Genomic DNA, 26,581 nt, shown 5'->3' on the forward strand with positions numbered 1-26,581 from the left:
TCGTGATGAATAGGGTTACTCGTAACGGAACGCGTGCAGGCGGTTCATGGCTGCGCTCCAGTCGCCGCGGATGCCGTCGGGCAGGGCGCGCTGGGTTTCTTCCAGTGCCGCTTCGATCGCATCCGTTTCCTTCTTGCCGGCGTTGCTGAGCACATAATTGATGACCTGCTTGCTGTCACCGGGGTGACCCACGCCGACCCGCAACCGATAGAACTCGCGGCTGCCCAGATGGCTGATGATGTCCCGCAGCCCGTTATGGCCACCGTGGCCGCCGCCTTTCTTGAACCGTGCCGTGCCGGGGGGCAGGTCGAGCTCGTCATGGGCAACCAGGATGGATTCGGGGGGAATGCGGAAGAAATCGCTCAGTGCCTTCAGGGAGCGGCCGCTGTGGTTCATGTAGGTCGTGGGGAAGAGCAGGTGGAGATCCTGGCCCTGCCAGTTCACCTTGCTGTGGTAGCCAAGAAACTTGCGTTCCTCGCGCAGTGGCTGGCCCGCGTCCCGGGCCAGCATGCTGACGAACCAGGCCCCGGCATTGTGGCGGGTTCCGGCGTATTTGGACCCGGGGTTGCCGAGCCCGGCAATGAGCCTGACCACGTCGGATGCCATAGCGGGGCCTGAAAGGGCGGCTTATTCCTCGCCGCCTTCCTCTTCGTCGCTGGAGCCACCGCCGCTGGCTTCCTCGGCCTTCTTGCCCTTGGGCTTGTGCACGGAAACCACCGGCTGGTCATGGTCTTCGCCATGCTGCAGGGCAACGATCTCAACGCCCTTGGGCAGCTTGAGGTCCGACAGGTGCACGATCTGCTCGAGTGCTACCTCGTTCATGTCCACCTCGAGGTGCTCGGGCAGATCGTCCGGCAGGCAGGTCACTTCGACTTCCATGGCGTCGTGGGAGACGACACCGCCCTCAAGCTTGATCGCGGGTGCGCTTTCCTCGTTGAGGAAGTGGACCGGGACCGTGACGTTGATCTTGTGGCCCTTCTCGACGCGCTGGAAGTCCGCGTGGGTCAGGATCGGCTTGTAGGGATGACGCTGCAGATCCTTGATGATCACGTCTTCCTTCTTGCCGTCGATGCTCAGGGAAATGATGTGCGTGAAGAAGGCTTCGTTCTCGATCGCCTTTTTCAGGTCATTGTGCCAGAGCGTGATCGGCATCGGATCCTTGCCTTCGCCGCCGTAGACGATGGCCGGGATCTTGCGCTCAACGCGACGCAGGCGGCGGCTCGCACCCTTCCCTTTGACGTCGCGCTGGAATGCTTCAAGTTCAAATGCTTGTGCCATGGTTCCTCCTGGGCATCCACGGGGCCCGCGACCAGGCTCTGGTCCGTGGACGGGTTCGAATCGGCCCTGAGGGCCGGTTAACAGTCAATAACGCCGCGCGACCACGGCACCGATTCACTCGATGTTGTAGTCGAACATGGCGCTGATGGATTCCTCGTTGCAGACCCGGCGGATGGATTCCGCGAGCAGGCCCGACATATCGAGGGAACGGATTTTATCACACTGAGCGCCTTTGTCACTCAGCGGAATCGTGTCCGTTACGACGAGTTCATCCAGGCGTGAGGACTGGATGTTGTCGATGGCGGGACCGGAGAGAACCGGGTGCACGATGTAGGAGCGTACGCTGGTGGCGCCGTGTTCCTTGAGGGCGTTGGCGGCCTTGCACAGGGTACCGGCAGTGTCGACGATGTCGTCGACCAGGATGCAGGTCTTGTCCTTCACGTCACCGATGATGTGCATGACCTGCGAGTCGTTGGCGCGCGGGCGGCGCTTGTCGATGATCGCCAGGTCCGCGTCCAGCAGCTTGGCGATGGCACGGGCCCGCACCACGCCGCCGACATCCGGGGAAACGATCACGTAGTCCTCGTTGATGTGCTGGCGCTCGATGTCGTCCAGCAACACCGGCGTGGCATAGATGTTGTCCACCGGGATGTCGAAGAAGCCCTGGATCTGGTCGGCGTGCAGGTCGACCGTCAGAACGCGGTCGATACCGGCGCTGGTGACCATGTCCGCGACCAGCTTGGCGGTGATGGAGACCCGGCTGGAGCGCGGCCGGCGATCCTGGCGCGCGTACCCGAAGTAGGGAACAACGGCGGTGATGCGTGCCGCCGAGGCGCGGCGCAGGGCGTCCACCATGACCAGCAGTTCCATCAGGTTGTCGTTGGTCGGGGCGCAGGTGGACTGCAGGATGAAGACGTCACGGCCACGGACATTCTCGTTGAGCTCGACCGTGGTTTCGCCATCACTGAACTTCGCGACGGTGGCGTCACCGAGCGGGATATTCAGGCGTTTTGAGACATTGCGGGCCAGTCGGGGATTGGCATTCCCCGCGAACACCATCAGGTTGGACACGATTGAATCCCTCTGCGGTTCGTCTGAGCGTTCGTGCGGTTCGGAAGGGGGAAGATGGCTGGGGTGGCAGGATTCGAACCTGCGAATGACGGGATCAAAACCCGCTGCCTTACCACTTGGCGACACCCCATCTGATCGTTTATCCGGCATCAATCCAGTTCACCCAGTTGCGTGTACAGTGGAGACCGGTTTCTGCTCTGGGCGATGAAACCGTTGATGCCTGAGGGTTTCTCCGCGTGTGCGTCAATGGCTGCGGATTGTGTCTCGAAAGAACAGAAAACGCAACCCCCTGTGCCCGTGAGCCGGGCTTCACCGTATTGCCCAAGCCATTCCAGGGCCTGGTCCACGGCCGGGTAAAGCTGACGCACGATGGGTTCGCAGTCGTTGCGGAACCCGTCGCTACCCTCAAAAGCGGTGCGTATTCTGCTTTTCGGGGTGTCCCGTGTCAAGTCGGGATGAGCAAAGATTTGGGCGGTACTGACCTCGACCTCCGGAGCCAGCACGAGATACCAGTGCTCGGGCGGCAGAACCGGGGTGAGCTGTTCGCCCACGCCTTCGCCCCAGGCGGCAACACCATGGATGAACACGGGCACGTCGGCCCCCAGCTCCAGGCCGAGGGTGGCCAGTTGTGACCGGCTCAGGCCGGTTTCCCAGAGGTGGTTAAGGCCCACAAGGGCGGTTGCCGCATCGGAACTTCCGCCGCCCAGGCCGCCGCCGGCGGGCAGGATCTTGGTCAGTTCGATATCGGCGCCCGCGCTGGTGCCGGTGCGTGCCCGCAGACGGTCCGCGGCACGCGTGATGAGGTTATCGCCGGACGGCAGCCATTCCGGGCCATACACCCGGATCCGGCCGTCACTGCGGGGGGTGATCCGCAGCCGGTCACTGTGGTCCAGGAACTGGAACAGGGTCTGGAGTTCGTGATAGCCACCATCCCGGCGCCCGGTGATGTGCAGGAAAAGGTTGAGCTTGGCTGGAGCGGGCAGGTCCAGGGTGTTCATGGGGTTTCAGGTGTCCACCGGGTGATGACCAGCCGCAGGCGCAGGTCGTCGCGCGTCGCCGTGAGGCTGTGCGGCACCGCCTCAACGCCGGCCAGGGTAGCGTAGTTGCTGTAATGGATTTCCCAGCCCTGTTGGCGCAGGTGGCTGATCCGGCCCTGTTCGTCGAAGAAGACATCGGCCGGGCTGTCCTGCAGTGGCAGGCCGCGCACCCAGACGTACAGGGCTTCCACCGGCAGTGACCAGCCCAGGGTTTCGCGGATCAGGGCGTCCGGATCGTCGGAGAGGTACTGTTGCCCCTCGGAGTCGGTGATGGTGAGGAAGGTGGGGGAGCCCTCCAGGCGGACGCTGCCCATGCCCATGAAGGCGGAGGACATCTCGATCAGGAACTGATCGCCGTTCTGCACCCATTCGCGGATGACCGCTGAGTCGTTGCCCTGCTCGTGGCGCACGGCCACCTTGCCCTGGAGTGTCCACTGGTTGATGTCGCGCAGTTCGGCCTGGCGGGCCTGCCAGCCTTCCGGCTGTTCGCGGGTCAGGCTGTCGTCAGGGGGTGGCGCCGGCGGCGCGGTCATGCAGCCCTGCAGCAGAAGGCCCAGGACGACCGCGCCCAGCAGGCATCGGGCCTGTTTCATTACAGGGCCTCCGGTTCGAGGTCCAGTTCCTCAAGAATCTCGAGGAGCGGCTTCAGCGCCTCCGTGTTGTCCGTCTCCTCCAGGGTGCGGCGCCACAGGGTGCGGGCCTCTTCCCGGCGGTCCACGGCCCAGAGAACCCGGCCGAGGTGGGCTGCGATCTCCGGGTCCTGGAGGCGTTCATAGGCCTTGCCCAGATATTCCAGGGCCTCCTCGTGCTCGCCACGGTGGTAGTGGATCCAGCCGGCACTGTCGAGGATGGCGGGGTTGTCCGGGTCCAGCTCGAGCGCCTGCATGATGAGCTTTTCCGCCTCGTCATAACGCTCGGTGTGCACGGTCAGGGTATAGCCGAGCGCGTTCAGCGCCACGGCATTCTCCGGCTCCGCTTCGAGAACCTGGCGGAGATCGGCTTCCATGCCCTCGATGTTGCCGGTGCGTTCGCGCAGCATGGCGCGGGTGTAGCGTATCTCGGTGTTGTCCGGGTTCTGTTCGAGGGCACTACTGGCAACCTCCAGCGCCTTTTCCGGGTCTCCCAGATCCAGCAGGAGGTTGATCTCCATCTGCCATAGCCGGGCGCTCTGGTCCGGCAGCCGCGAGCGGAGATTCTCCAGGTTGCTGCGCACCGCCTCCAGTTCCCCCTGCTCGGCCCGGATGTAGCTGGCGCGGGCGAGGGCCTGGAAGAAATGGTTGCCGCCCTCCACCTGGGCGTAATGGTGCAGCGCTTCATTGGGGTTGTCGCGCCTGTCCGCCAGCCGGCCCAGGTAGAAGTGTGCCTGGTTGGTGTGGACCCCTTCCGCCAGAAGTTCATTGAGCAGGGTTTCGGCGGTCTCGGGGTGGTCGTTCTCCAGTGCCACAAGGGCCCGTGAGAGCTTGAGGCCGGTGGCTTCGGGGAATCGATCCATCAGCGCCTCGAATTCGTCCTCCGCGGCCTGCAGCTTGCCTTCGTTGACCAGGACACGGGCGTAGAGGGTGCCCAGCCGGCGGTTGTCCGGGAAGCGTCGGGCCTGCTCGCGCAGGTAGTCGATTGCCTCCTCGCCCCGGTCCAGATCATAGAGCAGCTTACCCTTGAGGGTGACGGCGGGCTGGAAGTTGCTCTCTTCCGCAACCAGGGATTCCGTCAGCTCCAGGGCGCGCTCGCTGTTGCCGGTGTTGTCGTTGAGCAGCGCCAGGCTGTAGGTGATGGCGGTAGCGTCGGGGTAGCGTTCGTGCATCCGCCCGTAGAGCTCCAGCATCTGTTGCTGCTGTTCGGCGGGGAGTGCGCGTGCCTGGTTGGCAAGGGTGTCGAACTGGGCTTCAGCGCCCTGCTCATGGAGCTTTTCCATGTAGGCCAGTGCCTGCTCCAGGTTGCCCTCGCGCAGTTCTGCCAGCGCGGCAATGCGCAGGGCCTGGGGATGGTTGGGTTCTTTCTTGAGCCAGACTTCGGCGATCTGGCGCTGGGCGTTGGTGGCATCCAGCGCCTGGGCGATCTGCATGGCCCGGCGGATCACTGCCGGGTCCTGGGTGTCGGCAGCGGACTGGGCGTAGTTCATCAGCGTGACGTCGTAACGGCCGCGCTGGGCCGCCAGTTCCGCACTCAGCAGGGCGAAGAGCACATCCGGCGGGAAATCCCGGTACTCGATCTCTTCGGAGTCCATGACCGCGGATTCCACGGATTCCTCTGTGGTGTCATCCGTACCACTGTCAGGGGAGTCGGCGGGTTGCTCTTCGCGGGAAGTGTCCCCCTTTCCGGGATCGGTTGCCAGGCCGGAGCAGCCCCCGACGATGAGGGTCAGTGCAAGGGCGGGGACATGGAACCAGGCGAGTTTCTGCATCTCTAATCCACTGCGGTGAAAGGCTTCCAATAATGGCACAGCCCGGCCTCTACGCCCAAGTGCGTACAGGCGTATCAGTAGCACTGAGGCCCGTCGATCGTTACACTGGGCAGCGTACATTCAGAGGGGGCTGAATACCAGTCTATGGCGTTGTGGGTCCTGGGCATCAACCACCGCACGGCAAGTGTGGAAAAGCGCGAGCGTGTGTCCTTTCCGGAGAGTGAAATGGCACCGGCGCTGCAGAATGCACTGCAGCTGCCCGGGGTGCATGAGCTCGCGGTCATGTCCACCTGCAACCGCACCGAGTTCTACGTGGTCGGCGATGAGCACATCACCCGCCAGGCACTGGTGGAGTGGTGGGGCGCCTGGCTGGACGTGGAGCCGGCCAGCTTCGAGGAGTGCGTCTACGTTCACGAGGAGCAGCACGCCGCCCAGCATGTGATGCGGGTTGCCTGTGGGCTGGACTCCATGGTGCTGGGTGAACCCCAGGTGCTGGGCCAGCTCAAGGAGGCCTACAACCAGGCCTATGCCGCCGGCACCACGGGCACCATCCTTTCCCGGCTGTTTGAGCATGCCTTCTCGGTGGCCAAGCGTGTGCGTACCGATACTGCGATCGGCGAGAACCCGGTATCGGTGGCCTACGCGGCGGTGTCCATGTCACGTCACATCTTTTCCGACCTGCGGCGCAAGTCGGCCCTGCTGATTGGCGCCGGCGAGACCGTGGAGCTGGTGGCGCAGCATCTCGCCCAGGCTGGTGTCGGCGACCTGACCGTGGCCAACCGGTCCATCGAGCGGGCGGAACAGCTGGCCGCACGTTTCGAGGGCAAAGCGGTTTCCCTCTCCGCTGTGCCGGATGAGCTGCCGGGGGCGGACATTGTGATCGCTTCCACCGGCAGTCAGCTGCCCATTCTCGGCAAGGGCGCGGTGGAGCATGCCATCCGCCGGCGCAAGCACAAGCCCATTTTCATGGTGGATCTGGCCGTCCCCCGCGACATTGAGCCGGAGGTGGGCGAGCTGGATGACATCTTCCTCTACACCGTGGATGACCTGCACAGCGTGATCGAGGAGAACCGGCGCTCCCGCGAAGGGGCGGCGCAGGAGGCGGAACACCTGGTGCAGGAGGGCGCCTCCGGATTCATGTACCAGCTGCGGGCCCTGGATGCCGTGGCCACGCTCAAGCAGTTCCGGGGCGAGGTGGAGTCGGTGCGTGACGCTGAGCTGGACAAGGCCCTGCGCTCACTGGCCTCCGGGGGTGATCCTGAAACCCTGCTGCGCAGCATGGCACGGACGCTGACCAACAAGTTCCTGCACCATCCCACCGTGCAGGTTCGCAAGGCCACTGCCGAAGGGCGTGTTGAGGTGACCGACTGGCTGCGCGAACTCCACGGTATGGAGCCCATCTCCGGGGAGACCGGGGACGCCGGCGCCGGTGAAGGGGCTCTCCAGGACACGTCTGTTTCCCCAACCGAGTCCAGCACCCGGAACCCATCATGAAGGAATCCATCGCGCGGCGACTCGACCAGCTGGTGGAGCGCCACGAGGAGATCAGTGCGCTGCTGGCGGACCCGGCCACCATTGGTGACCAGAAGCAGTTCCGTAATCTTTCCCGTGAATACGCGGAGATCGAGCCGGTGGTCGAGACCTACCGGGAATACCGGCAGGTGAAGGAGAACATGGCCGAAGCCGAGGCACTTCAGAACGACGGTGACCCGGACATGCGCGAAATGGCGGAAGACGAGCTGCGCCGTGGGCGCGAGCGGCTGGAAGAGCTTGAGACTTCCCTGCAGACCCTGATGCTCCCCCGCGATCCCAATGAGCGCAACAATGCCTACCTGGAGATCCGTGCCGGTGCCGGTGGTGACGAGGCGGCCCTGTTTGCCGGTGACCTGTTCCGCATGTATTCACGTTACGCGGAGAACCAGGGCTGGCGGGTGAGTGTGCTCAGCCAGAGCCCGGGCGAGCATGGCGGCTACAAGGAATTGATCGCTCTGGTGGAAGGGGAGGGCGTCTACGGGCAGCTGCGTTTTGAATCCGGTGGTCACCGCGTCCAGCGCGTGCCCGAGACGGAATCCCAGGGGCGCATCCACACCTCGGCGTGTACCGTGGCCGTGCTTCCCGAGGTGGATGAACCCGAGGATGTGACGCTCGACAAGAACGACCTGCGGGTGGATACCTTCCGCAGCTCCGGTGCCGGCGGTCAGCACGTGAACACCACGGACTCCGCCATCCGCATCACCCACCTGCCCACGGGGCTGGTGGTGGAGTGCCAGGAAGAGCGCTCCCAGCACAAGAACCGGGACCGGGCCATGAGCTTTCTCCAGTCCCGTCTCCAGCAGATGGAGCAGGACCGGCGTGCCGCCGAGGAGGCCGATACCCGGCGCAACCTGGTGGGCAGCGGGGACCGCTCGGAACGCATCCGCACCTACAACTTCCCCCAGGGCAGGGTGACCGATCACCGCATCAACCTGACCCTGTACCGGCTGGACGAGGTGATCCAGGGCAACCTGAGGGAGGTCATCGGGGCCCTGCAGCAGGAGCACCAGGCCGACCAGCTGGCGGCCCTCGGAGCCGAATCGGCATGAAGGGGCCGGACCGGGTCGATACGCTGCTGGATGACGCCGCTTGCCGGCTTGAAGCGGCCGGCCTCCCCAACGCCGCGGGTGAGGCCCGGATGCTGCTGGCCCACCAGCTCGACTGCAGTCCAAGCCGTTTCCGCATCTGGCCTGAAGCCCTGATTGGCGATGATGATGCCGAGACCTTCCGCAGCCTGGTGGCGGCGCGTGCCGGTGGCAGGCCCCTGGCCTACATCACTGGCGAACGTGAATTCTGGTCCCTGCCCCTGACGGTTACCCCGGATACGCTGATCCCCAGGCCGGATACCGAAACCCTGGTGGAAGCCGCGCTTGCCTGCCCACTACCGGAGGCGGCGCGGGTTCTGGACGTGGGTACCGGCAGCGGTGCCGTGGCCCTGGCGCTGGCCCGGGAGCGCCCGGGTTGGCAGGTCACGGCCAGTGAGACCTCCGGTGAGGCCATGGCGGTGGCAGCCACCAATGCACGGGCCCTGGGGCTGAACCTGGCCTTCGTGGAAGGGGAGGGGCTGGCGCCTTTCGAGGGCGAATACTGGGATCTGATCGTTTCCAATCCGCCGTACATTACCGAGGATGATCCGCATCTCGCCCAGGGGGATCTGCGTTATGAACCCCATGGGGCGCTGGCCGCGGGCGCGGATGGGCTGGATGTGATCCGGCCGCTGATTGCGGGGGCTCCCGACCGACTCAACCCGGGCGGGTGGCTGCTTCTGGAGCATGGTTACGACCAGGCGGAGGCCGTGGCGGAGCTGCTCGCGGGAGCGGGTTTCCAGGACTGTTTCATGCAGCGTGACCTGGCGGGTAACCCCAGGGTGAGCGGCGGACGCCGGGAGGAGTGACGGTATGGATCCACTGAGCGACAGGGACCTGGAGCGCTACAGCCGCCAGATCCTGATGCCCGAATTCGACGTGGCCGGCCAGCAGTCACTGGCGCACAGCCGCATCCTGGTGGTGGGCGCCGGCGGGTTGGGCTGCCCGGTGGTGCTCTATCTGGCGGCCGCCGGCGTCGGCCACATTGAAGTCGTGGATGACGATCACGTGGAGCTGGCCAACCTCCAGCGCCAGATCGCGTTCACCGAGTCGGATATCGGCCGTTCCAAGGCGGAGGCGCTGGCTGAGCGTGCCATGGCCCTGAACCCGGGGGTCACCGTCGAGCCGATCCAGAGCCGCGCCAGACAGCGCTGGCTTTCCCGCGCCGCGACCCGAAACCATCTGGTTCTGGACGCCACGGACAACTTCCAGACCCGGTTCGCCGTGAACCAGGCCTGTGTGGACGCCTCCGTGCCACTGGTCTCCGGCGCCGCCATCCGCGCCGAGGGCCAGGTGGCGGTGTTTGACAGTGGCCGGACGGGCGCCCCCTGCTACCAGTGCCTGTACGCGGATGTGGGCGAGGCCACTCTGAGCTGTTCCGAGGCCGGCGTGATCGGGCCCCTGGTGGGCATGATCGGGGCTGCACAGGCCATGGAAGCCATCAAACTCCTGGCGGGCGTGGGCGAGTCCCTCACCGGCCGGCTTCTGCTGCTGGATGCCTGGCGCATGCAGTGGCGGGAGATGCGCGTTCCCAGGGATCCCGCCTGCCCCATCTGCGGCGACTGACCCGGGGCGGCGCCTCAGCCTTTGCCCAGGGCCTTGAAGCGCTCGATCGCCCGCTGCCGGCTTTGCTTCAGGTCCACAATGGGTGCCGGATAACCCGCAACCGTGCCATTTGGATTGAACAGTTTCTTTCCCTGCAGATGTGCGATTTCCGGCACCCAGTGCCGGATGAAGGTGCCCTCCGGGTCAAAGCGCTCGCTCTGGGTCACCGGGTTGAAGATGCGGAAGTAGGGCGCTGCGTCCGTTCCGGTTGAGGCACTCCACTGCCAGCCGCCGTTGTTCGAGGGCAGGTAGCCGTCCACCAGCTGCTGCATGAAGTATTGCTCGCCCAGTCGCCAGTCCACGAACAGGTTCTTGGTCAGGAACATGGCGGCGACCATGCGCAGCCGGTTGTGCATCCAGCCGGTGGCATGGAGCTGGCGCATGGCCGCGTCCACCAGGGGAATGCCGGTGTGGCCGGCTTTCCAGGCTTCCAGGTTGGCACCCGCCGGCTCCCAGGGCAGGGCCTCCGTTTCCGGCTTGAACGCCTGGTGACGGGACAGGCGCGGGAACTGGTAGAGCAGCTGGATGTAGAAGTCCCGCCAGGCGATCTCGTTGAGCCAGGTGTGGGCGGCGCTGGCCGGGGATTCCGCGCCCGTTCGCTGCTGTACCGCGACCAGGCACTGGCGGGGCGAGAGCACGCCCAGCGCCAGGTAGGGAGAGATCTGACTTGTGGCTGGAATTGCGGGGTAGTTCCGCTGATCCGCATAGGCCCCGAGGCGCTGGTCGATGAATCCTTCCAAAGCCCTGTGGGCCGCGGCTTCACCACCGGCCAGCCAGTCCACCTGCTCGCTGCGCCAGGCGGTCAGTTCAGGAAGTGTGGGAGGAGGCAGGGGAGCGCCTCTGGCTGCCGGTGCGGGATGCAGCCGGGGCGGATGACTTTCCACCCAGCGCCACCATTGCCGGGAATACGGGGTGAAGACGGTGTAGGGCGTGCCATTGCCGGTTTTCAGCTGATCCACGGGCACCACGGTCTGGTCCCGGTAGATGTGGAACGCGATGCCCTGGTGGTTCAGTGCCCGGGTCAGTCGATGGTCCCGGTTGCGTTCGTTGAAGGCGTATTCCTCGTTGGCATGGATCCGCGTGATGCCACGCTCCCGGCACAGCGCCAGAAGTTCTGCATCGGTATCCGTAAAGCGGTCAATGGGGCGGATGTGCAGGGGAATGCCCAGCGCCGCCAGATCCCGTCCGAGCTGGTCCAGGCTGCGAAGCAGCAGGTCCGTGCGGTTGGGGGACCAGTCATGCTCCGCCCACTGGCCAGGGGCGGGCAGAAAGCAGGCTTCCACGGCGGCGTTGCCGGCGCAGGCAGCCGTGAGGGCAGGATTGTCCCCCAGGCGTAGATCATTGCGGAACCAGATGAGTTCGGTCACGGGCACCCCGTATGATTGTCTGTGCTGTTGGGTTGTTCGCTGAACCGCGCGCTTTGGATTATAGTGATCCGCAATCCGAGTTCAGGAATCATTATGGCTCAACCCCAGTCCTCCTCTGGTACGGATGGCCCCATCGCGGCATGGGGCGAGTCTGTGCCCCTTTCACCGGGCGACACCCTGCGGAATGGCCTCAGTGACATGACACTCTCCGTGACCCTGCTGGCCCATGAGTGGCAGGTGCGTGTGGCGCGCCACCCCGGGGCCCGGGAGGAGACGGCCTGGCGCCAGTGGTGTGACAGTACCCTGCCGGAGCATGATGAGGGACTGGAACGGTTCGCAAGGGGCAATGAGGCTCCCCGCGTCGCACTGCGGCCGGCGCTGGCGGACCTGCCCCTGATTGTACGCCCCAACCATCCCCTGCACCTGCCGCCGGGCACGGATACGACCATCTATATGAGTACCCTGGTCTGGCTCCAGCTTCTGGTGGGCGATGACCGCAGGCTGATGGAAGTGCCGGTACGCCAGCCCTCCTGGACCTGGATGGGGGCGGACACCATGGAGGGCGAGCTCTGCTATGCCAGCCTTACCGCGGCCCGCCTGGAGCCGGACAATCTGCCACGCCGCCCATGGCGGGCCATGTCGGCGGTACGGCTGCGCCATGAGGGCGACGACTACCTGACGCTGGACCGTTTCAGCTTTCCGGCGCCCATCATGCCCCTGTTCCGCCAGAGTGAACCGGGAGTGGACGGTGCGCACTCGCTCTGGACGCCGACGCTGAGCATCCGGTGCGAGCGGGACCTGGCCACCGCATCGCTGAAGGTGGAAGCGACGCCACCGCCCGAGGCCGGGCCCTGTACGGCCCTGGCACCGGCGCGCCAACCGGTTGAACGCAACCATCTGGTGCGCACCATGGACCGGATTTTCGGATAGGAGCCACTATGCCGGAATGGATGACACTGGAGACCCTCGGGCAGTGGCTGCGGCCGCTGGTATGGATGGCTCTCGGGCTGTTCCTGGCCACGATGCTCGGGCGCATGGTGGAGCGGTTCGGGCAGGGGCGCCTGACACGGCACCAGGCCGTGCTCTTCCGGCGTCTGGTGTTCTATACGGTGCTGGGGATTGCCGTGGCGCTGGCGCTGCAGCAGTCCGGTTTCCAGATCGGGGTGCTGCTGGGCGCGGCGGGTATTCTGACGGTGGCGCTGGGTTTTGCTTCCCAGACCTCGGCCAGCAACGTGATCAGTGGCCTTTTCCTGCTGGCTGAGCGGCCATTCGAGCTGGGCCACTTTATCGAAGTGGATGGTGTGCGCGGCGAGGTGGTCGGGATCGACCTGCTGAGCGTCAAGCTGCGCAGCCTCGACAATCTCTACATACGGGTGCCCAACGAAACGCTCATCAAGACCCGGGTGACCAACTTCACCCGTTTTCCGGTCCGGCGCCTGGATCTGCCCATTGGTGTGGCCTACGGGGAAGACCTTGAAAAGGTGAATGCGGTACTGCTGGCGCTGGTGGATGAGAACCCGGACTGCCTGGAGGAGCCCGAGCCGTTCATTTACCTGCAGCAGTTCGGGGCCTCATCCGTGGACCTGCAGCTGTCGTTCTGGGTGCGTGGCCTTGATCTCCGGCGGGTCCGCAGTGATGTGATGTTTGCCGTCAAGGCGGCTTTCGACCGCGAGAGCATCGAGATTCCCTTCCCCCATACGACCCTCTACGCTGGGCAGCATTCAGCACCGATACCGGTTGCCATTCATCAACATCAGGACAAACCATGACGGACAGGGCGGAGACGCCGGGCTTACAATGGGTCGGCTGGCGCGAGTGGGTGAGTCTGCCGGAGCTTGGCATTCCACGCCTGCGGGCCAAGGTCGACACCGGGGCAAGAACTTCCTGCCTCCACACCTTTGACCTGGAGGCCTATGAACACGAGGGCGAGCGCCGGGTGGCGTTCTCGATCCACCCGAGTCGCCGCAACCTGGATCGGGTGATCCACTGTGACGCGCCACTGCTGGACGAGCGGATTGTTACGGACTCCGGGGGACACCGGGAGATGCGCTATGTCATCCTGACACCGATGCGCATGGGGCCCTGGTGCTGGCCCGTGGAGATGACGCTTACCAATCGCGATACAATGCGCTTTCGTATGCTGATCGGTCGCACTGCCATGAAGGAGCGCCTGTTGGTGGATCCATCCGCTTCTTTCCTGGCCGGTAAACCGCGTGAGGAGTAATCAATGAGAATAGCCATCATGTCGCGCAACAAGCGCCTCTATTCCACCCGCCGCCTGGTGGAGGAGGCCAAGAAACGCGATCACGAGGTTCAGGTACTGGACTTCCTGCACTGCTATATGAACATCACGCCGGCCAGCCCGACCATGCATTACCGGGGTGAGAAACTGCCGGAATTCGACGTGGTGATCCCCCGGATTGGCGCTTCGGTGACCTTCTACGGTGCCGCCGTATTGCGCCAGTTCGAGATGATGGGCGTTTTTCCGGCGAATGAGTCGGTGGCCATTACCCGTTCCCGGGACAAACTGCGGTCGCTGCAGCTGCTGGGGCGCAAGGGCCTGGGCATGCCGATCACGGGCTTTGCCAGCAAGCCGGATGACGTGCCCGACCTGATCCGGATGGTGGGTGGTACGCCGGTGGTGATCAAGCTGCTGGAAGGCACCCAGGGTATCGGCGTAGTGCTGGCCGAGACGCGCAAGGCGGCGGAAAGCGTGATCGAGGCCTTCATGGGTCTGAAGGCGGACATTCTGGTGCAGGAGTACATCAAGGAAGCGGCGGGGGCGGACATCCGCTGCTTCGTGATTGGCGACAAGGTGATCGCTGCCATGAAACGCCAGGCCAACGAAGGCGAGTTCCGCTCCAATCTTCATCGGGGCGGGCAGGCCTCGCTGGTGCGTATTACGCCCACCGAGCGCAAGACGGCCGTGATGGCGGCCAAAGCCATGGGCCTGAACGTGGCGGGTGTGGACCTGCTGCGCTCCAGTCGTGGGCCGCTGATCATGGAGGTGAATTCCTCTCCGGGCCTTCAGGGCATTGAAGCGGCCACCAACAAGAACGTGGCCGGCATGATCATCGACTTCATCGAGAAACGGGCCCGGCCCTGGCGTACCGCCACCAAAGGCGCAAGGGGCTGAGCATGGCGAAACGTGCCCCCTTCCGTCTGGGTGATGAACGGATTCCGGCGGGTGAGCGCCTCCAGGTGGAGGTGCCCATAGGGCGCCTTTACACCCAGACGCCGCTGCACATTCCGGTGGAAGTGATCCACGGCCGTCGCCCCGGGCCCACGCTGCTGGTCTGTGGCGCCATCCATGGGGACGAGATCAATGGCGTGGAAATCGCCCGCCGGCTGCTGCGTAGCACAGGGCTCAAGCGGCTGCGCGGAACGCTGCTGGTGGTGCCCATCGTCAATGTGTTCGGGTTCCTGCACCAGTCCCGCTACATGCCGGACCGGCGGGATCTGAACCGGTGCTTCCCGGGGACCGAGAAGGGCTCACTGGCCGGGCGCATTGCCTACCTGTTCCGGACCCAGGTGCTGGAAAAGGCCACCCATGTGATCGACCTGCATACAGGGGCCAGCCACCGTTTCAACCTGCCGCAGATCCGGGCGGAGCTGCGTAATCCGGTGACCGCGGACATGGCGGAGATCTTTGCGGCTCCCATCGTGATCAACGCCTCCCTGCGCGAGGGCAGCCTCAGGGCCTGTGCGGATGCCGCCGACGTGCCCGTGATCACCTATGAGGCCGGCGAGGCGCTGCGCTTTGACGAGGTGGCCATCAACACAGGCGTGCGCGGCATACTGCGCGTGATGCGCATGCTGGAGATGCTGCCGAGCCGCCGGCGCGGCCGGCACCGGCCCGCGAAGCGCTCTGAAGTGGCTTCGAACTCCACCTGGATGCGCGCCGAAACCGACGGCATCATGCGCCCCATTGCGGGCATTGGCCACCGGGTGAAGGAAGGGCAGAGACTGGCGGTGGTCGCGGATCCCTTTGGTCGGCTGGAGTCCTCTGTGACCAGCAGCGTCAATGGCATCGTCATCGGTATGAACAACCTGCCCATGGTCAATGAGGGGGAAGCCCTCTACCACGTGGCGCTGTTTGATGAGCTGGATGAGGCCATGAAGACCATGGATGCCTTCCGCGACCGCTACAAGCCGCTTCAGGGCGAAGAGCCCATGGCGGACCATCCCTGGGATAACGATCTGGGCCAGGAGACGAATAACAGCGACTCCTGACCCAGGACGGTTACAGGTGTTCCTCGGCGTACTCAGCGAGCGGCGAGCGGGGAACGCCCTGCAGGTGGATGTGGCCGCCGTGCTTGAAGCCCTTGAAGCGTTCGGTCATGTAGGTCAGGCCGGAGCTCAGGGGGTTGAGGTAGGCGGTATCAATCTGGGAGAGGTTACCCAGGCATACCACCTTGCTGCCCGTGCCCGCCCGCGTGATGATCGTCTTGAGCTGGTGTGGCGTCAGGTTCTGGCTTTCATCGATGATGATCAGGCTGTGCTGGAAGCTCCGGCCCCGGATGTAGTTCAGAGACTTGAACTGCATGGGAACCTTGCTGAGGATGTAGTCCACGCTGCTGGTCATGTTCTCGTCATCCTCGTGCAGCGCCTCCAGATTGTCCACGATCGCGCCCAGCCAGGGTTCCATCTTTTCCGACTCGGTCCCCGGCAGAAAGCCGATGTCCTCATCCAGCCCCTGGGTACTGCGGGTGGTGATGATGCGCTTGTAGGTCTTGCTCGCCACGGTCAGTTCGATGGCCGCGGCCAGTGCCAGGATGGTCTTGCCGGAGCCCGCGGAGCCGGTGAGGTTCACCAGGTGCACATCCGGGTCCATCAGCAGTTCCAGCGCCAGCCCCTGGTAGATGTCGCGGGGTGACAGGCCCCAGACCTGCTGGTGCATGAGATCGTCCTGGAACAGATCCTCCACGACCAGCCGTTCGGGCTCGGTTTCAGTGATCCGGCCGATGAACCCCTGCTGATCCAGGATGAACTCGTTGATCTGGTAATCCGCCATGGCTTCGGTGCGTGGGATCAGGTGTTCGGTGATCCCCTCGCGCTGGACCGTCTCCACCTTCTCCACGCCGTCCCAGAACGAGCCTTCGAACTCGTGGTAGCCGGTCGGCAGGTAGCGCACGTCGTCCACCAGCTGGTCGGTCTGGTAATCCTCGGCTTCCAGGCCGCAGCCACGCGCCTTGAGGCGCATGTTGATGTCCTTGCTCACCAGGATGATGGGCCTGTCGCGGTGCTGGCGCTGAAGCCGGGCGAGGAGGTTGATGATGCGGTTGTCGTTAAGGTGATCCGGCAGCCCGTGTTCAACGTCGTCCTGCCCGCCCATGGCAATGGAGAGGGTGCCCAGGGGTTCCGATTTGTCGCCGCGGCGGATGGGCACGCCGTTGTCGATGTCGTGTGGGTCCGCGTCGCCGATCAGCCGGTCGATGGTCCGTATGGCCTGGCGGCAGTCGGCGGCCACGGCCTGCTTGCCGTTCTTCAGCTGGTCCAGCTCCTCGAGTACGGTCATGGGGATGACCACATGGTGCTCTTCGAAGTTGAGGACGGCGGTGGGGTCGTGGATCAGAACATTGGTGTCGACGACGTAGGTCTTGATCTGGGACTGGTCTTCCCGGGGCATGGGCTTGGTTACCTCAGGGCCGGTTGCTGGGCGTCAGGTGGGGGTGCCGGAGTCGTCGGCCTCGAGACAACGCCGGGTCAGGTCCGGTTCCGCCACCAGCTTGAGCATGTCATAGGTGGTGATGATGCCGGTGATGGCCTCCTTTTCCGTCACGAAGATGCGGTGCAGGTGCTCCGCCATCATGATGTCGGCGATGGTCCGGACGCTGGTATCGGCGTCCACGGACATCACGCTGGGGGTCATGATGTCACGAACTTCCACGGGCATGCGAGTCATGCCCTCCAGCATCATCTGCCGGATCTGACGTGCTTCCTGTTTCTCTTCGTCCGAAAGCTCCTTCTCCGGCTCACCGCTGACCTGGTTCCAGCGGAATTCGGCAATGTCCTTGAGGGTGACGATGCCGATGATGCGTTCATTGTCGTCGCAGACCGGGCTGCCGGTGATCTCGTTTTCCGTGAGGAACGCCGCCAGTTGCTGCATGGTCCAGTCCTGGGGGACGGCTTTCACGCTGGGGGTCATGATGTCCTGCGCGGTTACGGCCATGATTCAGCCTTCCTTCGCATCGGGTTTGGGTTCGCTGTCCGGGGGTGCATCCTCTTCCGGGGGGATGACGTCCACGAGCCGGCCTTCTTCGTCGAACGCCAGCTCGTGGCCCTGGTAGCGCTCTTTCTGGACCACGCCGTTGAGCGTGCGCAGGGATTCATAGGGGATATCCGTGGCCAGGCGGTTGACCAGCCAGTTGGGCAGGGAACCACCGGGAGCGGCATGCTGGTACCAGACGATCCGGGTCCGGTTCCCGCCCTCACGGAAGAATTCATAGACCGTGGAGGATTCAGGCATGCGCACATAGCCGTCCTTCTTTTCCACACGGCCGTCCACGGATTCCATTTCGATGATGATGTGGTCCCGGCTATCGCCCGTGTGCGTTGTGATGTGCAGGACATAGTCCCGGTCACTGACCGGCCAGGGCATGTCATTGATGGAGTAGGCGTAACGGTCCCGGAAGCTGCCGCCCTCGAGGTTTTCGGCGTGCGAGCACTGGTGGACCCACTCCATGCAGGATTCCGGGTTGGCCATTACCGCCATGACGGCTTCCAGGGGCGCGTCCAGCACCGTTTCCGCCCGGAAGGCATCGATCCGCGAATTCTCCAGGTTGCGGGTGTGGACCTCGATGCCGTCGGAATCCACGGCCTTTTCCCAGTTCTCGTCGTCGGTCGGGACTTCCGCGTGCAGGCTGACTGTGGTCAGCAGGAGGACCAGTGTCTGAAGAGCGGTCAATACGGTTCGCATGGGCGCATCCGGACAGTGAGAAGGGACCCTCATGGTGACAGGGGCGCCGGACCGGGTCTGCCGATTCCTCCGCAGCATGGCCAGCCAGTGCCCCGTGCATCCCTACTGGGGGTCGGCCACCTCCTCGGGAAGGGTGACGTTGAGTTCCAGTACCGAGCAGCTGTCATTGCGATCAAGCTGGACCTGCACCTGGTCGTCCTCGATCTCAACGTAGCGCCGGATCACGGCCAGCAGCTCCTGCTGGAGCTCGGGCAGGTAATCCGGCTGTTCCCGGGTGTTGCGCTCGTGCGCCACGATGATCTGCAGCCGTTCCTTGGCAACGGACGCGGACGACTTCTTCTTGGTCTTGAAATAGTCAAAGAAACTCATCTCAGCCTCCGAACATGCGCTTGAGGAAGCCTTTCTTCTGCCCGTCGAGGAACCGCAGGGGGCGTTCCTCGCCCAGCAGCCGGGCTACGGCGTCCGCGTAGGCGCCACCGGCCTCGCTTTCGTCTTCCAGGATCACGGGAGACCCCTGGTTGGAAGCGTTGAGCACCGCCTGGGACTCCGGGATCACGCCCAGCAGGGAGATGCTCAGGATGTCGTTAACGTCCTCGAGGGACAGCATCTCACCGCGTTCCACACGCTCACTGTTATAGCGTGTGAGCAGCAGGTGCTCCTTGACCGGGTCCATGCCCTGCTCGGCACGGCGGGACTTGCTCTGGAGGATGCCCAGAATGCGATCCGAGTCGCGTACCGAGGAGACCTCCGGGTTGGTGACCACGATGGCTTCGTCCGCGTGGTAGAGCGCCATCAGGGCGCCGTGCTCAATGCCCGCCGGGGAGTCGCAGACGAGGTAGTCGAAAGTCTCGCTCATCTCGTCCAGAACCTTCTGCACACCCTCCGCCGTGAGCGCTTCCTTGTCCCGGGTCTGGGAGGCGGGAAGGATGAAGAGGTTCTCGACCCGCTTGTCGCGGATCAGTGCCTGGTTGAGCGTGGCCTCGCCCTGGATGACGTTGACGAAGTCGTACACCACGCGACGTTCGCAGTTCATGATCAGGTCCAGGTTGCGCAGGCCCACGTCGAAGTCGATCACGGCTGTCTTGTAGCCGCGCTGCGCAAGGCCGGTGCTGATGGAGGCGCTGGTGGTGGTCTTGCCCACCCCGCCCTTGCCGGATGTCACTACTATGATTCGTGCCAAGGTTGTTGTCCTGTTTGCTGTTCTGTCGTTCCGTTAACGGGTCAGCGGGTCCACTGTCAGTACGTCGCCCTCAAGGCGGATCCTGGCCGGGGTCCGCCAGTCATCGCCCTGCAGATCCTCGGAGATTTTATAGTGCCCGGCCACGGACACAAGCTCCGCTTCCAGTGACTGACAGAAGATGCTCGCACTGGTATCGCCGTGCACGCCAGCGAGTGCCCGCCCGCGGAGCGGGCCATAGATGTGGATATGGCCGGCCGCGAGCACTTCCGCCCCGGCGCCAACCGGCGCCATGATAATGAGATCACCCTCGGGGGCATAGACCTGCTGGCCGGAGCGGACCGGCTGTTTAACCAATCGGCCGGCACCGGTGCTGGTGATCGCCGGGGCGCCTTCCTCTGTATTCTCCGCCGTGTCCTGTTCGGGGTCGGGCACGGGCCTGGGGGCGCTGGCCTGGCCGCCGGGGAGCCAGGCCAGGGCGGCGTTGCGGGCCAGGCGCCGGATATCGTCGTCACCCCCGCGCACGCCCAGAACCTGGATGGAGTGCGTACGGCAGATGCCGATGAGCTGGAAGAAGTCCAGATCGGCCGCGTTGCCTTCATAATGATCCAGCCCGATCACCAGTGGCAGGTCACGGAAGAAATTCGGCGCCTGTCGGATCTTGTCGCGCAGATCCCGCTCCAGAGCATCCGGGTCGAAATGGTGCAGTTCCATCACGGTCAGCGTCTGGCTGGCACCGCGCAGCTCAAAGCAGGCGCGGTTCTCGGTTGCCGTGGCGGCGGGTTCGCTCATCGGGCTATCCTTTTTCGGGTATCGCTGTCCTGACACGGGCTCTATGGCGCCCTAAGATACAGCCTGCACTGAATCCACGGCAACTCCGGAGATGCCCTTTGAGCCGCAAGATCATCCATTGCGACGCGGACTGCTTCTACGCGGCGGTGGAAATACGGGACAATCCGGCGCTGGCGGGCCGCCCCATTGCCGTGGGCGGAGCCACCGGCCGCGGTGTTGTGGCCACCTGCAGCTACGAGGCACGGGCCTTCGGCGTGCGTTCCGCCATGCCGGTCTCGGAGGCGCTGCGCCTGTGCCCGCACCTGGAGTTGCTGCCCACGGACATGCCCCGCTATCAGGCGGTTTCGCGCGAATTCATGGCCATCCTGCGCGAGACCTCTCCGATCCTGGAACCACTCTCCCTGGACGAGGCCTATCTGGACGTTACCGACATCGATCGGTTCCAGGGCAGTGCCACGCGCATGGCCGAGCACATTCGGGCACGGGTGCAGGATGAACTGGGGATTACGGTTTCTGCAGGTGTGGCGCCGAACAAGTTCCTGGCCAAGATCGCCAGCGACTGGCACAAGCCGGACGGGCTCTGTGTGATCACGCCGGAGGAGGTGGCGGATTTCGTGCCACGGCTGCCGGTTACAGCGCTGCACGGCGTGGGGCCCCGGACCGCGGAAAAACTGCACGGACTGGGAATCAACACCTGCGGGGACCTGAGGGAGTGGTCGGAACTGGCCCTGCGGGAGCGTTTCGGGCGCTACGGGGCGCGCCTCTACGGGCTGGCCCGGGGCGAGGACGATCGGCCGGTACAGGTAACCCGCCCGCGCAAGTCGATCAGCGTGGAGAACACCTACAGCCAGGATCTCGCGACCCTGGCCGAGTGCCGGCGGGCCCTTGAGGGACTGGTCTCGGATCTGGAGCGGCGCATGCGCCGCAAGGGCCTGGACAGCGCCGACGCGGGCCAGTTTGAGAAGCTGTTCGTGAAACTGCGTTTTTCCGATTTCGAGACCCATAGCCGTGAGATGGTCTGGCGCCGCCCCGAGCATCCGGGAGCCGCTGACTTTACGCCCCTGCTGGATACGCTTTATGGCGATGTGCCACGCCCCGTGCGGCTGCTCGGGCTGGGCGTGCGGCTGCCCGAGGTCAGGCGTGGCGGCCACCAGCTGGCCCTGTTCGATGCCGGCGGCCGGCCTGTTACACCCGCTTCAGGTGGGCAACAGCGGCAGCAGGGCACTGAGCGCGGGGGCGAAGTGCAGGGCGATGACAGCGCACCCAGCCCCGATGAGGCTGCCGGCGAGGACGTCTGAGGGGTAGTGCAACCCCAGCACCACGCGCGAGGCCAGCACCGCCATGGTGAACGGCAGTACGGCCCATCCCAGCAACGGCATGCCGTGGAACAGCAGCACCGTGAAACACACCGCGTGCAGGCTGTGGCCGGAGGGGAAGCTGCCCCGGTCCAGCGGTGGCGAACCGCAATGGATCGCCGGGAAGCTGATGAAAGGGCGCTCGCGCACCAGGCAGGTCTTGAGCAGCTTGTACAGGAGGGTGCAGGCGGCACCTGTGAGCGTCATCAACGCCGCCAGGGCCCACCCCTCGAGGCCATTGATGGCCGGCAGCGCCAGGATCAGGGCGTACCAGAGCCAGCCATCCCCGAGCCGGCTTACGACCCGGAAGAAGGGGGTGACCGCCGGGAAGGCGAGGCTGCGGTTCAGGCGCAGGCACCAGCGCCCTTCGCTGTGATCAATACGGGTGAAGACCCGCGACAGGCGGTGTGGCGTCATGCTGAGCGGCCTCCTCGGTGGGCTCCAGCAGGAGCTGTTCGAACCGTTCCGCGAGTACGGACCAGTCCAGTGTCTGCGCGTGCTCCCGGGCGTTCCCGCCAATCTGGCGTCGGAATCCGGGTCTGTCGGCGAGCTCGAGGGCGGCGGCGGTGAAGCTCTCAATGTCGCCGGGTGGCGCCTTCATGCCATGGACCCGGTGGCGGATGTGCTCGCGGGCGGCCGCCTGGTCAAATGCCACTACGGCCAGACCGGAGGCCAGTGCTTCCGTCACGACGTTGCCGAAGGTGTCTGATTCACTGGGAAACAGGAAGATATCCGCCGAGGCATAGTGGCGGGCCAGATCCACTCCGCGACGGGTACCCCGGAAGATGAACTCCGGGTGGGCCTGTTCCAGCGTCTGCCTCAGTGGCCCGTCACCGACCAGTACGAAGCGGGCGGACGGGTGACAGTCACGCAGGCGTTCAAAGGTGGTGACAGCCTGCATCAGGTTCTTTTCAGCCGCGAGGCGCCCTACATAGAGCACCACCGGCGCGTTGTCCGCGTTCCACTGTGCCCGCAGGACCCGGCTGCGCCGCCCGGGGTTGAAGAGCTGGCTGTCCACGCCACGGCTCCAGCAGTGGGTGGTGTGGATACCCCAGCCGGAGAGCTGGTCGCAGATGCGGGTGGTGGGGGCCAGGGTAGCGCAGCTGCGGTTGTGGAAGGCAACGAGGTAGCGCCGGATCAGAGGTTCCAGGAAACCGGCACCATAGTAACTGCTGTACTGGTGGAAGTTGGTGTGGAAACCGGACAGACAGGGGAGGCCCAGTTCCCGCGCGGCGGCCACCGCGCTCCAGCCCAGCGGTCCCTGGGTGGCCACGTAGATCGCATCCGGCGGCTTCTGGCGCCAGAGCCTGTGGAGCCGTCGGCGTGCCCCCAGACCGAAGCGCAGTGTCGGGTAGCCGGGCAGGGGCAGGCCCCGCACACGCAGGGTGCGTTCCCCGAACAGCGGGTTGTGGCCGCCCGGGGGTTCGTCGCGCTGGTGGGGTCGGATGAGGGTCAGCCGGTGCCCGCGCCGTGCGAGTTCACGGCAGAGGTTGCCCAGGGTGCCCGCGACGCCGTTGATCTCGGGCGGGAAGGTCTCGGTAACCAGTGCGATGTGCTGTTCCTGCATGCTTGATTCTCCGGGGCTGGGCCGACAGGATCAGTCTCCCCCGGGGGCGTTACCGTTTTCTGACAATGGTGTGATGTTCTGATGACAGCGTGTGGCATTGCGGTGACCCGGGGATGGACTTAGCATGCGGGGACAACCAGCAGGAGGTGACGGTAATGGAGAAGCGCCAGCTAGGCCGGACGGGCATCGAGGTGAGTGTGATCGGCCTCGGGACCATGACCTGGGGGGAACAGAACACCGAACAGGAGGCCTTTGAGCAGCTGGATTACGCGGTGGATCAGGGCATCAACCTGATTGATGCCGCCGAGATGTACCCGGTACCACCACGTGCCGAAACCCAGGGGCTGACCGAGACCTATCTGGGCAACTGGCTGAAAAACCGTGGAAAGCGGGATGACCTGGTGATCGCCACCAAGGTGACCGGGCGCAGTGATATGGACTACATCCGGGGTGGGCCACGTCTGACCCGGGAGCAGATCCACCAGGCGGTGAACGACAGCCTGAAGCGGCTCCGGACGGATTACATCGATCTCTACCAGGTGCACTGGCCCGAGCGTAAGGCCAACTTCTTCGGCAAGCTCGGTTATAACCCCGTGGACGACTCGGATGCGGTGCCCATCGAGGAGACCCTGGAAGCCCTGAATGAGCTGGTGGAGGCCGGCAAGATCCGGCACATCGGGCTTTCCAACGAGACCGCCTGGGGCGCCATGACCTGGCTGAAGGAAGCGGAGCGCCGGGGCTGGACGCGCCCGGTGAGCATCCAGAACCCTTACAGCCTGCTGAACCGCTCCTACGAGGTGGGCCTTGCCGAGGTCTCGCTGCGCGAGGACTGCGGGTTGCTGGCCTATTCGCCCCTGGCCTTCGGGGCCCTGAGCGGCAAGTACCTGGGCGGGCAGAAGCCGGCCGGGGCGCGGCTCACGGAGTTCTCGCGCTTTACCCGCTACACCTCGGAGCAGGCCCAGGAGGCGACCCAGGCGTACGTGAACCTGGCGGGCGAGCATGGGCTGTCTCCCGCGCAGATGGCGCTGGCATGGGTGAATTCCCGGTCCTTCCTGACCAGCAACCTGGTGGGGGCGACCACCATGGAGCAGCTTTCCGAGAACATCGGCAGTGCCAGCATCCAGCTCTCCGAAGAGCTGCTCGATCGGATCGAGGCGCTGCACCAGCGCTACACCTACCCCTGCCCGTGAGCTGCCCATGACTGAGGAACGCACAGGCGCCCATTTCCGTCAGGCGGAACGGTGTGCCGAGGAGTTGATCCGCCGCCTGGACGGCGATGTCCGGATTGCCCTGCCATTGGGGTTGGGCAAGCCGGTGCATCTGATCAACGCCCTCTACCGGCGTGCCTGTGAGGATCCGAAGATCCGGCTGCACATCATGACGGCGCTGTCGCTGGAGAAGCCGGGGGGCGGGAACTCTCTGCAGAAACGCCTGATGGAGCCGTTCGTGGAACGGGTCTTTGAGGGCGTGCCGGAGCTGGCGTACGCCCAGGCGGTGAGCCGGGGCGAGCTGCCGGACAATGTCACCGTCACCGAGTTTTTCTTCAAGGCGGGCAGCCGCCTGGGTAATCCGGACCAGCAGCAGCGCGTGGTGCTGACCAACTACACCCATGTGGTGCGCGATCTCCTGGCGCTCGGGGTCAATGCGGTGGGGCAGATGCTGGCGCCGGACGACGAGGGCCACCAGGTGAGCCTGAGCTGCAATCCGGACCTTACCCTCGACATCCTGCCGGAACTGCGGAAGCAGCGTGAATCCGGCCAGGCCGTGGTGATCGCCGGGGAGCTCAACCCGGAGCTGCCATGGTTCGGCAATGACGCCGCGCTGGACCGCGACACCTTTGACCTCGTTCTCGAACCCCACAACCAGCCCATGCGCCTGTTTCCGGTGCCGGATCTGCCGGTGGAGCCGGCGGATTACCTGATCGGGTTCTACGCCGCCAACCTGGTCCGTGACGGCGGCACCCTGCAGGTGGGTATCGGCGCCCTGGGCTCGGCGGTGGTGTACAACATCCTCTTCCGGCACCGGGACAACGGGCTGTTCAATGAGCTTTCCCGGCGCCTGGATGCTCATTCACGCTTTCCGGAACTGGCGGCGATTGGCGGCAGTGGGCGTTTCGAGGAAGGCCTCTACGGCTGCAGCGAAATGATGGTGGAGGGGTTTCTGCACCTCTACCAGGCGGGCATCCTCAAGCGTCAGGTGGTGGCCGACCGGGCCCTGCAGCAGCTTCTGGATGACGGCGTCATTCCGGATCCGCTTGATATCTCCGCGCTGGACCGGCTGTGCGAGGCGGGCTGTATCGAGACCGTCCTGAAGGCGCGGGACGTGCAGTGGCTGGTGCGCTTCGGTTTCCTTGATGACGCATGCGAGCTCAAGGGCGGGCGCCTGGCCCTGGGCGACGAGGCGGTGCGCCCGGACCTGGGTGATGAAAAGGCGCGCGCGTTGATTGAACAGTATGCCCTGAAGGAACAGCTTGACGGCGGCGTGGTCATGCATGGTGGCTTCTTCCTGGGGCCGGAACGCTTCTACCAGGGGCTGCGGGAGCTGGATGACGCGCAGCGGGCCCGCTTTGACATGACCAGCGTTGGGTTCGTGAACCATCTCTACGACCATCCGCTGGGCGATCAGGCACTGAAGACCGCCCAGCGCCGCCGCAGCCGTTTCATCAACTCGGTCATGATGCAGACCCTGAACGGGGCCGCCGTATCCGATGGGCTCGAGGATGGCCGTGTGGTCAGTGGTGTGGGCGGTCAGTACAACTTCGTGGCCATGGCCCATGAGCTGCCCGAGGGGCGTTCCATACTGACGCTTCGGGCAACGCGCATCAGCGCCGGCCGGCCGGAGTCCAACATCCGCTTCAGCTATGGTCACTGCACCATACCGCGCCATCTGCGGGATATTGTGGTGACCGAATACGGCGTGGCCGATGTGCGTGGGCAGCCCGATGTGGAGGTCTACAAGCGGCTGATCTGCATCGCGGATTCACGCTTCCAGAACGAGCTCATGCGGGAGGCGAAGAAAGCCGGCAAGATCCCGAAGGACTGGAAAGTCCCGCGGGCACACCGCAACAATTACCCGCAGCGCATTGCGGAAGCCATGGCGCCGCTGCGGGATCATCACCAGCTGTTCCCGGCGTTCCCCTTCGGTACGGACTTCACTGAGGTGGAGCAGGGACTGGTCCAGGCCCTCCAGTGGCTGCGCGATGCGACCGGCTCAAGACGTGGTCTGCTGGCAGTACTCTGGCGCGCCCTGCGCCAGTCCGCTCCCGGGGCGGCGGAAAGGCCGGCGCTGGAACGCATGGGGCTGACGCAGCCCGGCGGATGGCGTGAACGGCTGGAACAGCGGCTTGTCATACATGCACTGCGGGTCACTGGGGTGACCCGTACACAATGATCCA

General features: G+C 64.8%; 27 protein-coding genes and 1 tRNA gene. 12 read left to right on the forward strand and 16 right to left on the reverse strand.

Going from position 1 to position 26,581, the window contains the following annotated elements; genetic code table 11:
- Window positions 1-15 precede the first annotated feature (15 nt).
- The 7 genes from pth to CK501_RS10290 all read right to left on the reverse strand — a co-directional run bounded on the left by pth (window position 16) and on the right by CK501_RS10290 (window position 5,787).
- The gene (pth, locus tag CK501_RS10260; RefSeq protein ID WP_095617648.1) at window positions 16-606 is read right to left on the reverse strand and encodes an aminoacyl-tRNA hydrolase; all 591 of its coding nucleotides are present in this window, start codon (window positions 604-606) and stop codon (window positions 16-18) included.
- Between the two features lie 21 nt (window positions 607-627).
- The gene (locus tag CK501_RS10265) at window positions 628-1,278 is read right to left on the reverse strand and encodes a 50S ribosomal protein L25/general stress protein Ctc (protein ID WP_095617649.1); all 651 of its coding nucleotides are present in this window, start codon (window positions 1,276-1,278) and stop codon (window positions 628-630) included.
- Between the two features lie 114 nt (window positions 1,279-1,392).
- Window positions 1,393-2,349 (reverse strand): ribose-phosphate pyrophosphokinase, encoded by a 957-nt coding sequence (locus tag CK501_RS10270; protein WP_095617650.1) that lies wholly within the window; start codon window positions 2,347-2,349, stop codon window positions 1,393-1,395.
- A gap of 55 nt (window positions 2,350-2,404) precedes the next feature.
- Window positions 2,405-2,479, reverse strand: a tRNA-Gln gene (locus CK501_RS10275).
- Between the two features lie 19 nt (window positions 2,480-2,498).
- Window positions 2,499-3,347: a 4-(cytidine 5'-diphospho)-2-C-methyl-D-erythritol kinase gene (ispE, locus tag CK501_RS10280; protein ID WP_095617651.1), complete on the reverse strand. Its 849-nt coding sequence runs from the start codon at window positions 3,345-3,347 to the stop codon at window positions 2,499-2,501.
- The gene (gene lolB, locus CK501_RS10285; RefSeq protein WP_095617652.1) at window positions 3,344-3,979 is read right to left on the reverse strand and encodes a lipoprotein insertase outer membrane protein LolB; all 636 of its coding nucleotides are present in this window, start codon (window positions 3,977-3,979) and stop codon (window positions 3,344-3,346) included. The genes ispE and lolB overlap by 4 nt, the downstream gene beginning before the upstream one ends.
- Window positions 3,979-5,787, reverse strand: a complete 1,809-nt coding sequence (locus CK501_RS10290) for a tetratricopeptide repeat protein (protein ID WP_158223095.1) — start codon at window positions 5,785-5,787, stop codon at window positions 3,979-3,981. Before CK501_RS10290 ends, lolB begins: the two co-directional genes overlap by 1 nt.
- Window positions 5,788-5,931: 144 nt before the next feature.
- Here CK501_RS10290 and hemA point away from each other — a divergent pair, with 144 nt between their 5' ends.
- Genes hemA through CK501_RS10310 form a run of 4 tightly spaced genes read left to right on the forward strand, consistent with a single transcriptional unit; the run spans window position 5,932 to window position 9,971 of the window.
- Complete coding sequence (gene hemA, locus CK501_RS10295; RefSeq protein WP_095617654.1) at window positions 5,932-7,281, forward strand: glutamyl-tRNA reductase; 1,350 nt, start codon at window positions 5,932-5,934, stop codon at window positions 7,279-7,281.
- Window positions 7,278-8,369, forward strand: a complete 1,092-nt coding sequence (prfA, locus tag CK501_RS10300) for a peptide chain release factor 1 (protein ID WP_095617655.1) — start codon at window positions 7,278-7,280, stop codon at window positions 8,367-8,369. Before hemA ends, prfA begins: the two co-directional genes overlap by 4 nt.
- On the forward strand, window positions 8,366-9,214 hold the full coding sequence (prmC, locus tag CK501_RS10305) for a peptide chain release factor N(5)-glutamine methyltransferase (protein WP_095617656.1): 849 nt from the start codon (window positions 8,366-8,368) through the stop codon (window positions 9,212-9,214). The genes prfA and prmC overlap by 4 nt, the downstream gene beginning before the upstream one ends.
- A 4-nt stretch (window positions 9,215-9,218) precedes the next feature.
- Complete coding sequence (locus CK501_RS10310; RefSeq protein ID WP_095617657.1) at window positions 9,219-9,971, forward strand: HesA/MoeB/ThiF family protein; 753 nt, start codon at window positions 9,219-9,221, stop codon at window positions 9,969-9,971.
- Between the two features lie 14 nt (window positions 9,972-9,985).
- On the opposite strand, the gene CK501_RS10315 is transcribed toward CK501_RS10310, so the two are convergent.
- Entirely contained in the window at window positions 9,986-11,377 is a 1,392-nt protein-coding gene (locus tag CK501_RS10315; protein ID WP_095617658.1) for a cryptochrome/photolyase family protein, read from the reverse strand.
- A gap of 93 nt (window positions 11,378-11,470) precedes the next feature.
- Here CK501_RS10315 and CK501_RS10320 point away from each other — a divergent pair, with 93 nt between their 5' ends.
- Genes CK501_RS10320 through CK501_RS10340 form a run of 5 tightly spaced genes read left to right on the forward strand, consistent with a single transcriptional unit; the run spans window position 11,471 to window position 15,610 of the window.
- Window positions 11,471-12,307: a hypothetical protein gene (locus CK501_RS10320; protein ID WP_095617659.1), complete on the forward strand. Its 837-nt coding sequence runs from the start codon at window positions 11,471-11,473 to the stop codon at window positions 12,305-12,307.
- Between the two features lie 8 nt (window positions 12,308-12,315).
- Window positions 12,316-13,146 carry a mechanosensitive ion channel family protein gene (locus CK501_RS10325; protein WP_233128888.1) on the forward strand — a complete coding sequence of 277 codons (831 nt, stop codon included), beginning with the start codon at window positions 12,316-12,318 and terminating at the stop codon, window positions 13,144-13,146.
- Window positions 13,143-13,601: an ATP-dependent zinc protease family protein gene (locus CK501_RS10330; protein WP_095617660.1), complete on the forward strand. Its 459-nt coding sequence runs from the start codon at window positions 13,143-13,145 to the stop codon at window positions 13,599-13,601. The genes CK501_RS10325 and CK501_RS10330 overlap by 4 nt, the downstream gene beginning before the upstream one ends.
- 3 nt (window positions 13,602-13,604) lie before the next feature.
- A complete protein-coding gene (gene rimK / locus CK501_RS10335) occupies window positions 13,605-14,513 on the forward strand; it encodes a 30S ribosomal protein S6--L-glutamate ligase (protein ID WP_095617661.1) in 909 nt (302 codons plus the stop codon).
- A 2-nt stretch (window positions 14,514-14,515) separates the two neighbouring features.
- Window positions 14,516-15,610, forward strand: coding sequence for a succinylglutamate desuccinylase/aspartoacylase family protein (locus tag CK501_RS10340; protein ID WP_095617662.1), 1,095 nt, complete (start codon window positions 14,516-14,518; stop codon window positions 15,608-15,610).
- Window positions 15,611-15,620: 10 nt separating this feature from the next.
- Here the strand turns inward: CK501_RS10340 and CK501_RS10345 are convergent, their stop codons facing one another.
- The 6 genes from CK501_RS10345 to minC form a co-directional block, all read right to left on the reverse strand.
- Window positions 15,621-17,006: a PhoH family protein gene (locus CK501_RS10345; protein WP_095617663.1), complete on the reverse strand. Its 1,386-nt coding sequence runs from the start codon at window positions 17,004-17,006 to the stop codon at window positions 15,621-15,623.
- A gap of 33 nt (window positions 17,007-17,039) precedes the next feature.
- Entirely contained in the window at window positions 17,040-17,549 is a 510-nt protein-coding gene (locus tag CK501_RS10350; RefSeq protein WP_095617664.1) for a CBS domain-containing protein, read from the reverse strand.
- A gap of 3 nt (window positions 17,550-17,552) precedes the next feature.
- Window positions 17,553-18,296, reverse strand: a complete 744-nt coding sequence (locus CK501_RS10355; RefSeq protein ID WP_158223096.1) for an START domain-containing protein — start codon at window positions 18,294-18,296, stop codon at window positions 17,553-17,555.
- Between the two features lie 102 nt (window positions 18,297-18,398).
- Entirely contained in the window at window positions 18,399-18,665 is a 267-nt protein-coding gene (gene minE, locus CK501_RS10360; protein ID WP_095617666.1) for a cell division topological specificity factor MinE, read from the reverse strand.
- Window position 18,666: 1 nt separating this feature from the next.
- Window positions 18,667-19,476, reverse strand: a complete 810-nt coding sequence (gene minD, locus CK501_RS10365) for a septum site-determining protein MinD (protein WP_095617667.1) — start codon at window positions 19,474-19,476, stop codon at window positions 18,667-18,669.
- A gap of 33 nt (window positions 19,477-19,509) precedes the next feature.
- Complete coding sequence (minC, locus tag CK501_RS10370; RefSeq protein WP_095617668.1) at window positions 19,510-20,265, reverse strand: septum site-determining protein MinC; 756 nt, start codon at window positions 20,263-20,265, stop codon at window positions 19,510-19,512.
- A gap of 98 nt (window positions 20,266-20,363) precedes the next feature.
- Between minC and dinB the strand changes: the two genes are divergently transcribed.
- Entirely contained in the window at window positions 20,364-21,563 is a 1,200-nt protein-coding gene (gene dinB / locus CK501_RS10375) for a DNA polymerase IV (protein WP_095617669.1), read from the forward strand.
- Here dinB and CK501_RS10380 read toward each other — a convergent pair.
- Both CK501_RS10380 and CK501_RS10385 read right to left on the reverse strand, forming a co-directional pair.
- A complete protein-coding gene (locus CK501_RS10380; protein WP_095617670.1) occupies window positions 21,462-22,037 on the reverse strand; it encodes a phosphatase PAP2 family protein in 576 nt (191 codons plus the stop codon). The genes dinB and CK501_RS10380 overlap by 102 nt on opposite strands.
- The gene (locus tag CK501_RS10385) at window positions 21,997-23,187 is read right to left on the reverse strand and encodes a glycosyltransferase family 4 protein (protein ID WP_095617671.1); all 1,191 of its coding nucleotides are present in this window, start codon (window positions 23,185-23,187) and stop codon (window positions 21,997-21,999) included. Before CK501_RS10385 ends, CK501_RS10380 begins: the two co-directional genes overlap by 41 nt.
- Before the next feature lie 155 nt (window positions 23,188-23,342).
- On the opposite strand from CK501_RS10385, the gene CK501_RS10390 reads away from it, so the two are divergent.
- Both CK501_RS10390 and CK501_RS10395 read left to right on the forward strand, forming a co-directional pair.
- Window positions 23,343-24,377: an NADP(H)-dependent aldo-keto reductase gene (locus CK501_RS10390; RefSeq protein ID WP_095617672.1), complete on the forward strand. Its 1,035-nt coding sequence runs from the start codon at window positions 23,343-23,345 to the stop codon at window positions 24,375-24,377.
- Between the two features lie 7 nt (window positions 24,378-24,384).
- On the forward strand, window positions 24,385-26,577 hold the full coding sequence (locus tag CK501_RS10395; RefSeq protein ID WP_095617673.1) for an acetyl-CoA hydrolase/transferase C-terminal domain-containing protein: 2,193 nt from the start codon (window positions 24,385-24,387) through the stop codon (window positions 26,575-26,577).
- The last annotated feature ends 4 nt before the right edge of the window (window positions 26,578-26,581 follow it).

Origin of the sequence: Halovibrio salipaludis (genome assembly GCF_002286965.1) — a bacterium.
In the GTDB taxonomy this organism is placed as follows: Bacteria; Pseudomonadota; Gammaproteobacteria; order Pseudomonadales; family Oleiphilaceae; genus Halospina; species Halospina salipaludis.

Coding starts and splice junctions, on each gene's coding strand:
- ispE (WP_095617651.1), bottom strand. CDS start 3,347: ATGAACACCCTGGACCTGCCCGCTCCAGCCAAGCTCAACCTTTTCCTG.
- CK501_RS10345 (WP_095617663.1), bottom strand. CDS start 17,006: ATGCCCCGGGAAGACCAGTCCCAGATCAAGACCTACGTCGTCGACACC.
- hemA (WP_095617654.1), top strand. CDS start 5,932: ATGGCGTTGTGGGTCCTGGGCATCAACCACCGCACGGCAAGTGTGGAA.
- minC (WP_095617668.1), bottom strand. CDS start 20,265: ATGAGCGAACCCGCCGCCACGGCAACCGAGAACCGCGCCTGCTTTGAG.
- lolB (WP_095617652.1), bottom strand. CDS start 3,979: ATGAAACAGGCCCGATGCCTGCTGGGCGCGGTCGTCCTGGGCCTTCTG.
- CK501_RS10310 (WP_095617657.1), top strand. CDS start 9,219: ATGGATCCACTGAGCGACAGGGACCTGGAGCGCTACAGCCGCCAGATC.
- CK501_RS10380 (WP_095617670.1), bottom strand. CDS start 22,037: ATGACGCCACACCGCCTGTCGCGGGTCTTCACCCGTATTGATCACAGC.
- rimK (WP_095617661.1), top strand. CDS start 13,605: ATGAGAATAGCCATCATGTCGCGCAACAAGCGCCTCTATTCCACCCGC.
- CK501_RS10355 (WP_158223096.1), bottom strand. CDS start 18,296: ATGCGAACCGTATTGACCGCTCTTCAGACACTGGTCCTCCTGCTGACC.
- CK501_RS10385 (WP_095617671.1), bottom strand. CDS start 23,187: ATGCAGGAACAGCACATCGCACTGGTTACCGAGACCTTCCCGCCCGAG.
- CK501_RS10330 (WP_095617660.1), top strand. CDS start 13,143: ATGACGGACAGGGCGGAGACGCCGGGCTTACAATGGGTCGGCTGGCGC.
- CK501_RS10350 (WP_095617664.1), bottom strand. CDS start 17,549: ATGGCCGTAACCGCGCAGGACATCATGACCCCCAGCGTGAAAGCCGTC.
- CK501_RS10320 (WP_095617659.1), top strand. CDS start 11,471: ATGGCTCAACCCCAGTCCTCCTCTGGTACGGATGGCCCCATCGCGGCA.
- prfA (WP_095617655.1), top strand. CDS start 7,278: ATGAAGGAATCCATCGCGCGGCGACTCGACCAGCTGGTGGAGCGCCAC.
- CK501_RS10395 (WP_095617673.1), top strand. CDS start 24,385: ATGACTGAGGAACGCACAGGCGCCCATTTCCGTCAGGCGGAACGGTGT.
- minE (WP_095617666.1), bottom strand. CDS start 18,665: ATGAGTTTCTTTGACTATTTCAAGACCAAGAAGAAGTCGTCCGCGTCC.
- CK501_RS10340 (WP_095617662.1), top strand. CDS start 14,516: ATGGCGAAACGTGCCCCCTTCCGTCTGGGTGATGAACGGATTCCGGCG.
- prmC (WP_095617656.1), top strand. CDS start 8,366: ATGAAGGGGCCGGACCGGGTCGATACGCTGCTGGATGACGCCGCTTGC.
- pth (WP_095617648.1), bottom strand. CDS start 606: ATGGCATCCGACGTGGTCAGGCTCATTGCCGGGCTCGGCAACCCCGGG.
- CK501_RS10265 (WP_095617649.1), bottom strand. CDS start 1,278: ATGGCACAAGCATTTGAACTTGAAGCATTCCAGCGCGACGTCAAAGGG.
- CK501_RS10325 (WP_233128888.1), top strand. CDS start 12,316: ATGCCGGAATGGATGACACTGGAGACCCTCGGGCAGTGGCTGCGGCCG.
- CK501_RS10390 (WP_095617672.1), top strand. CDS start 23,343: ATGGAGAAGCGCCAGCTAGGCCGGACGGGCATCGAGGTGAGTGTGATC.
- CK501_RS10290 (WP_158223095.1), bottom strand. CDS start 5,787: ATGCAGAAACTCGCCTGGTTCCATGTCCCCGCCCTTGCACTGACCCTC.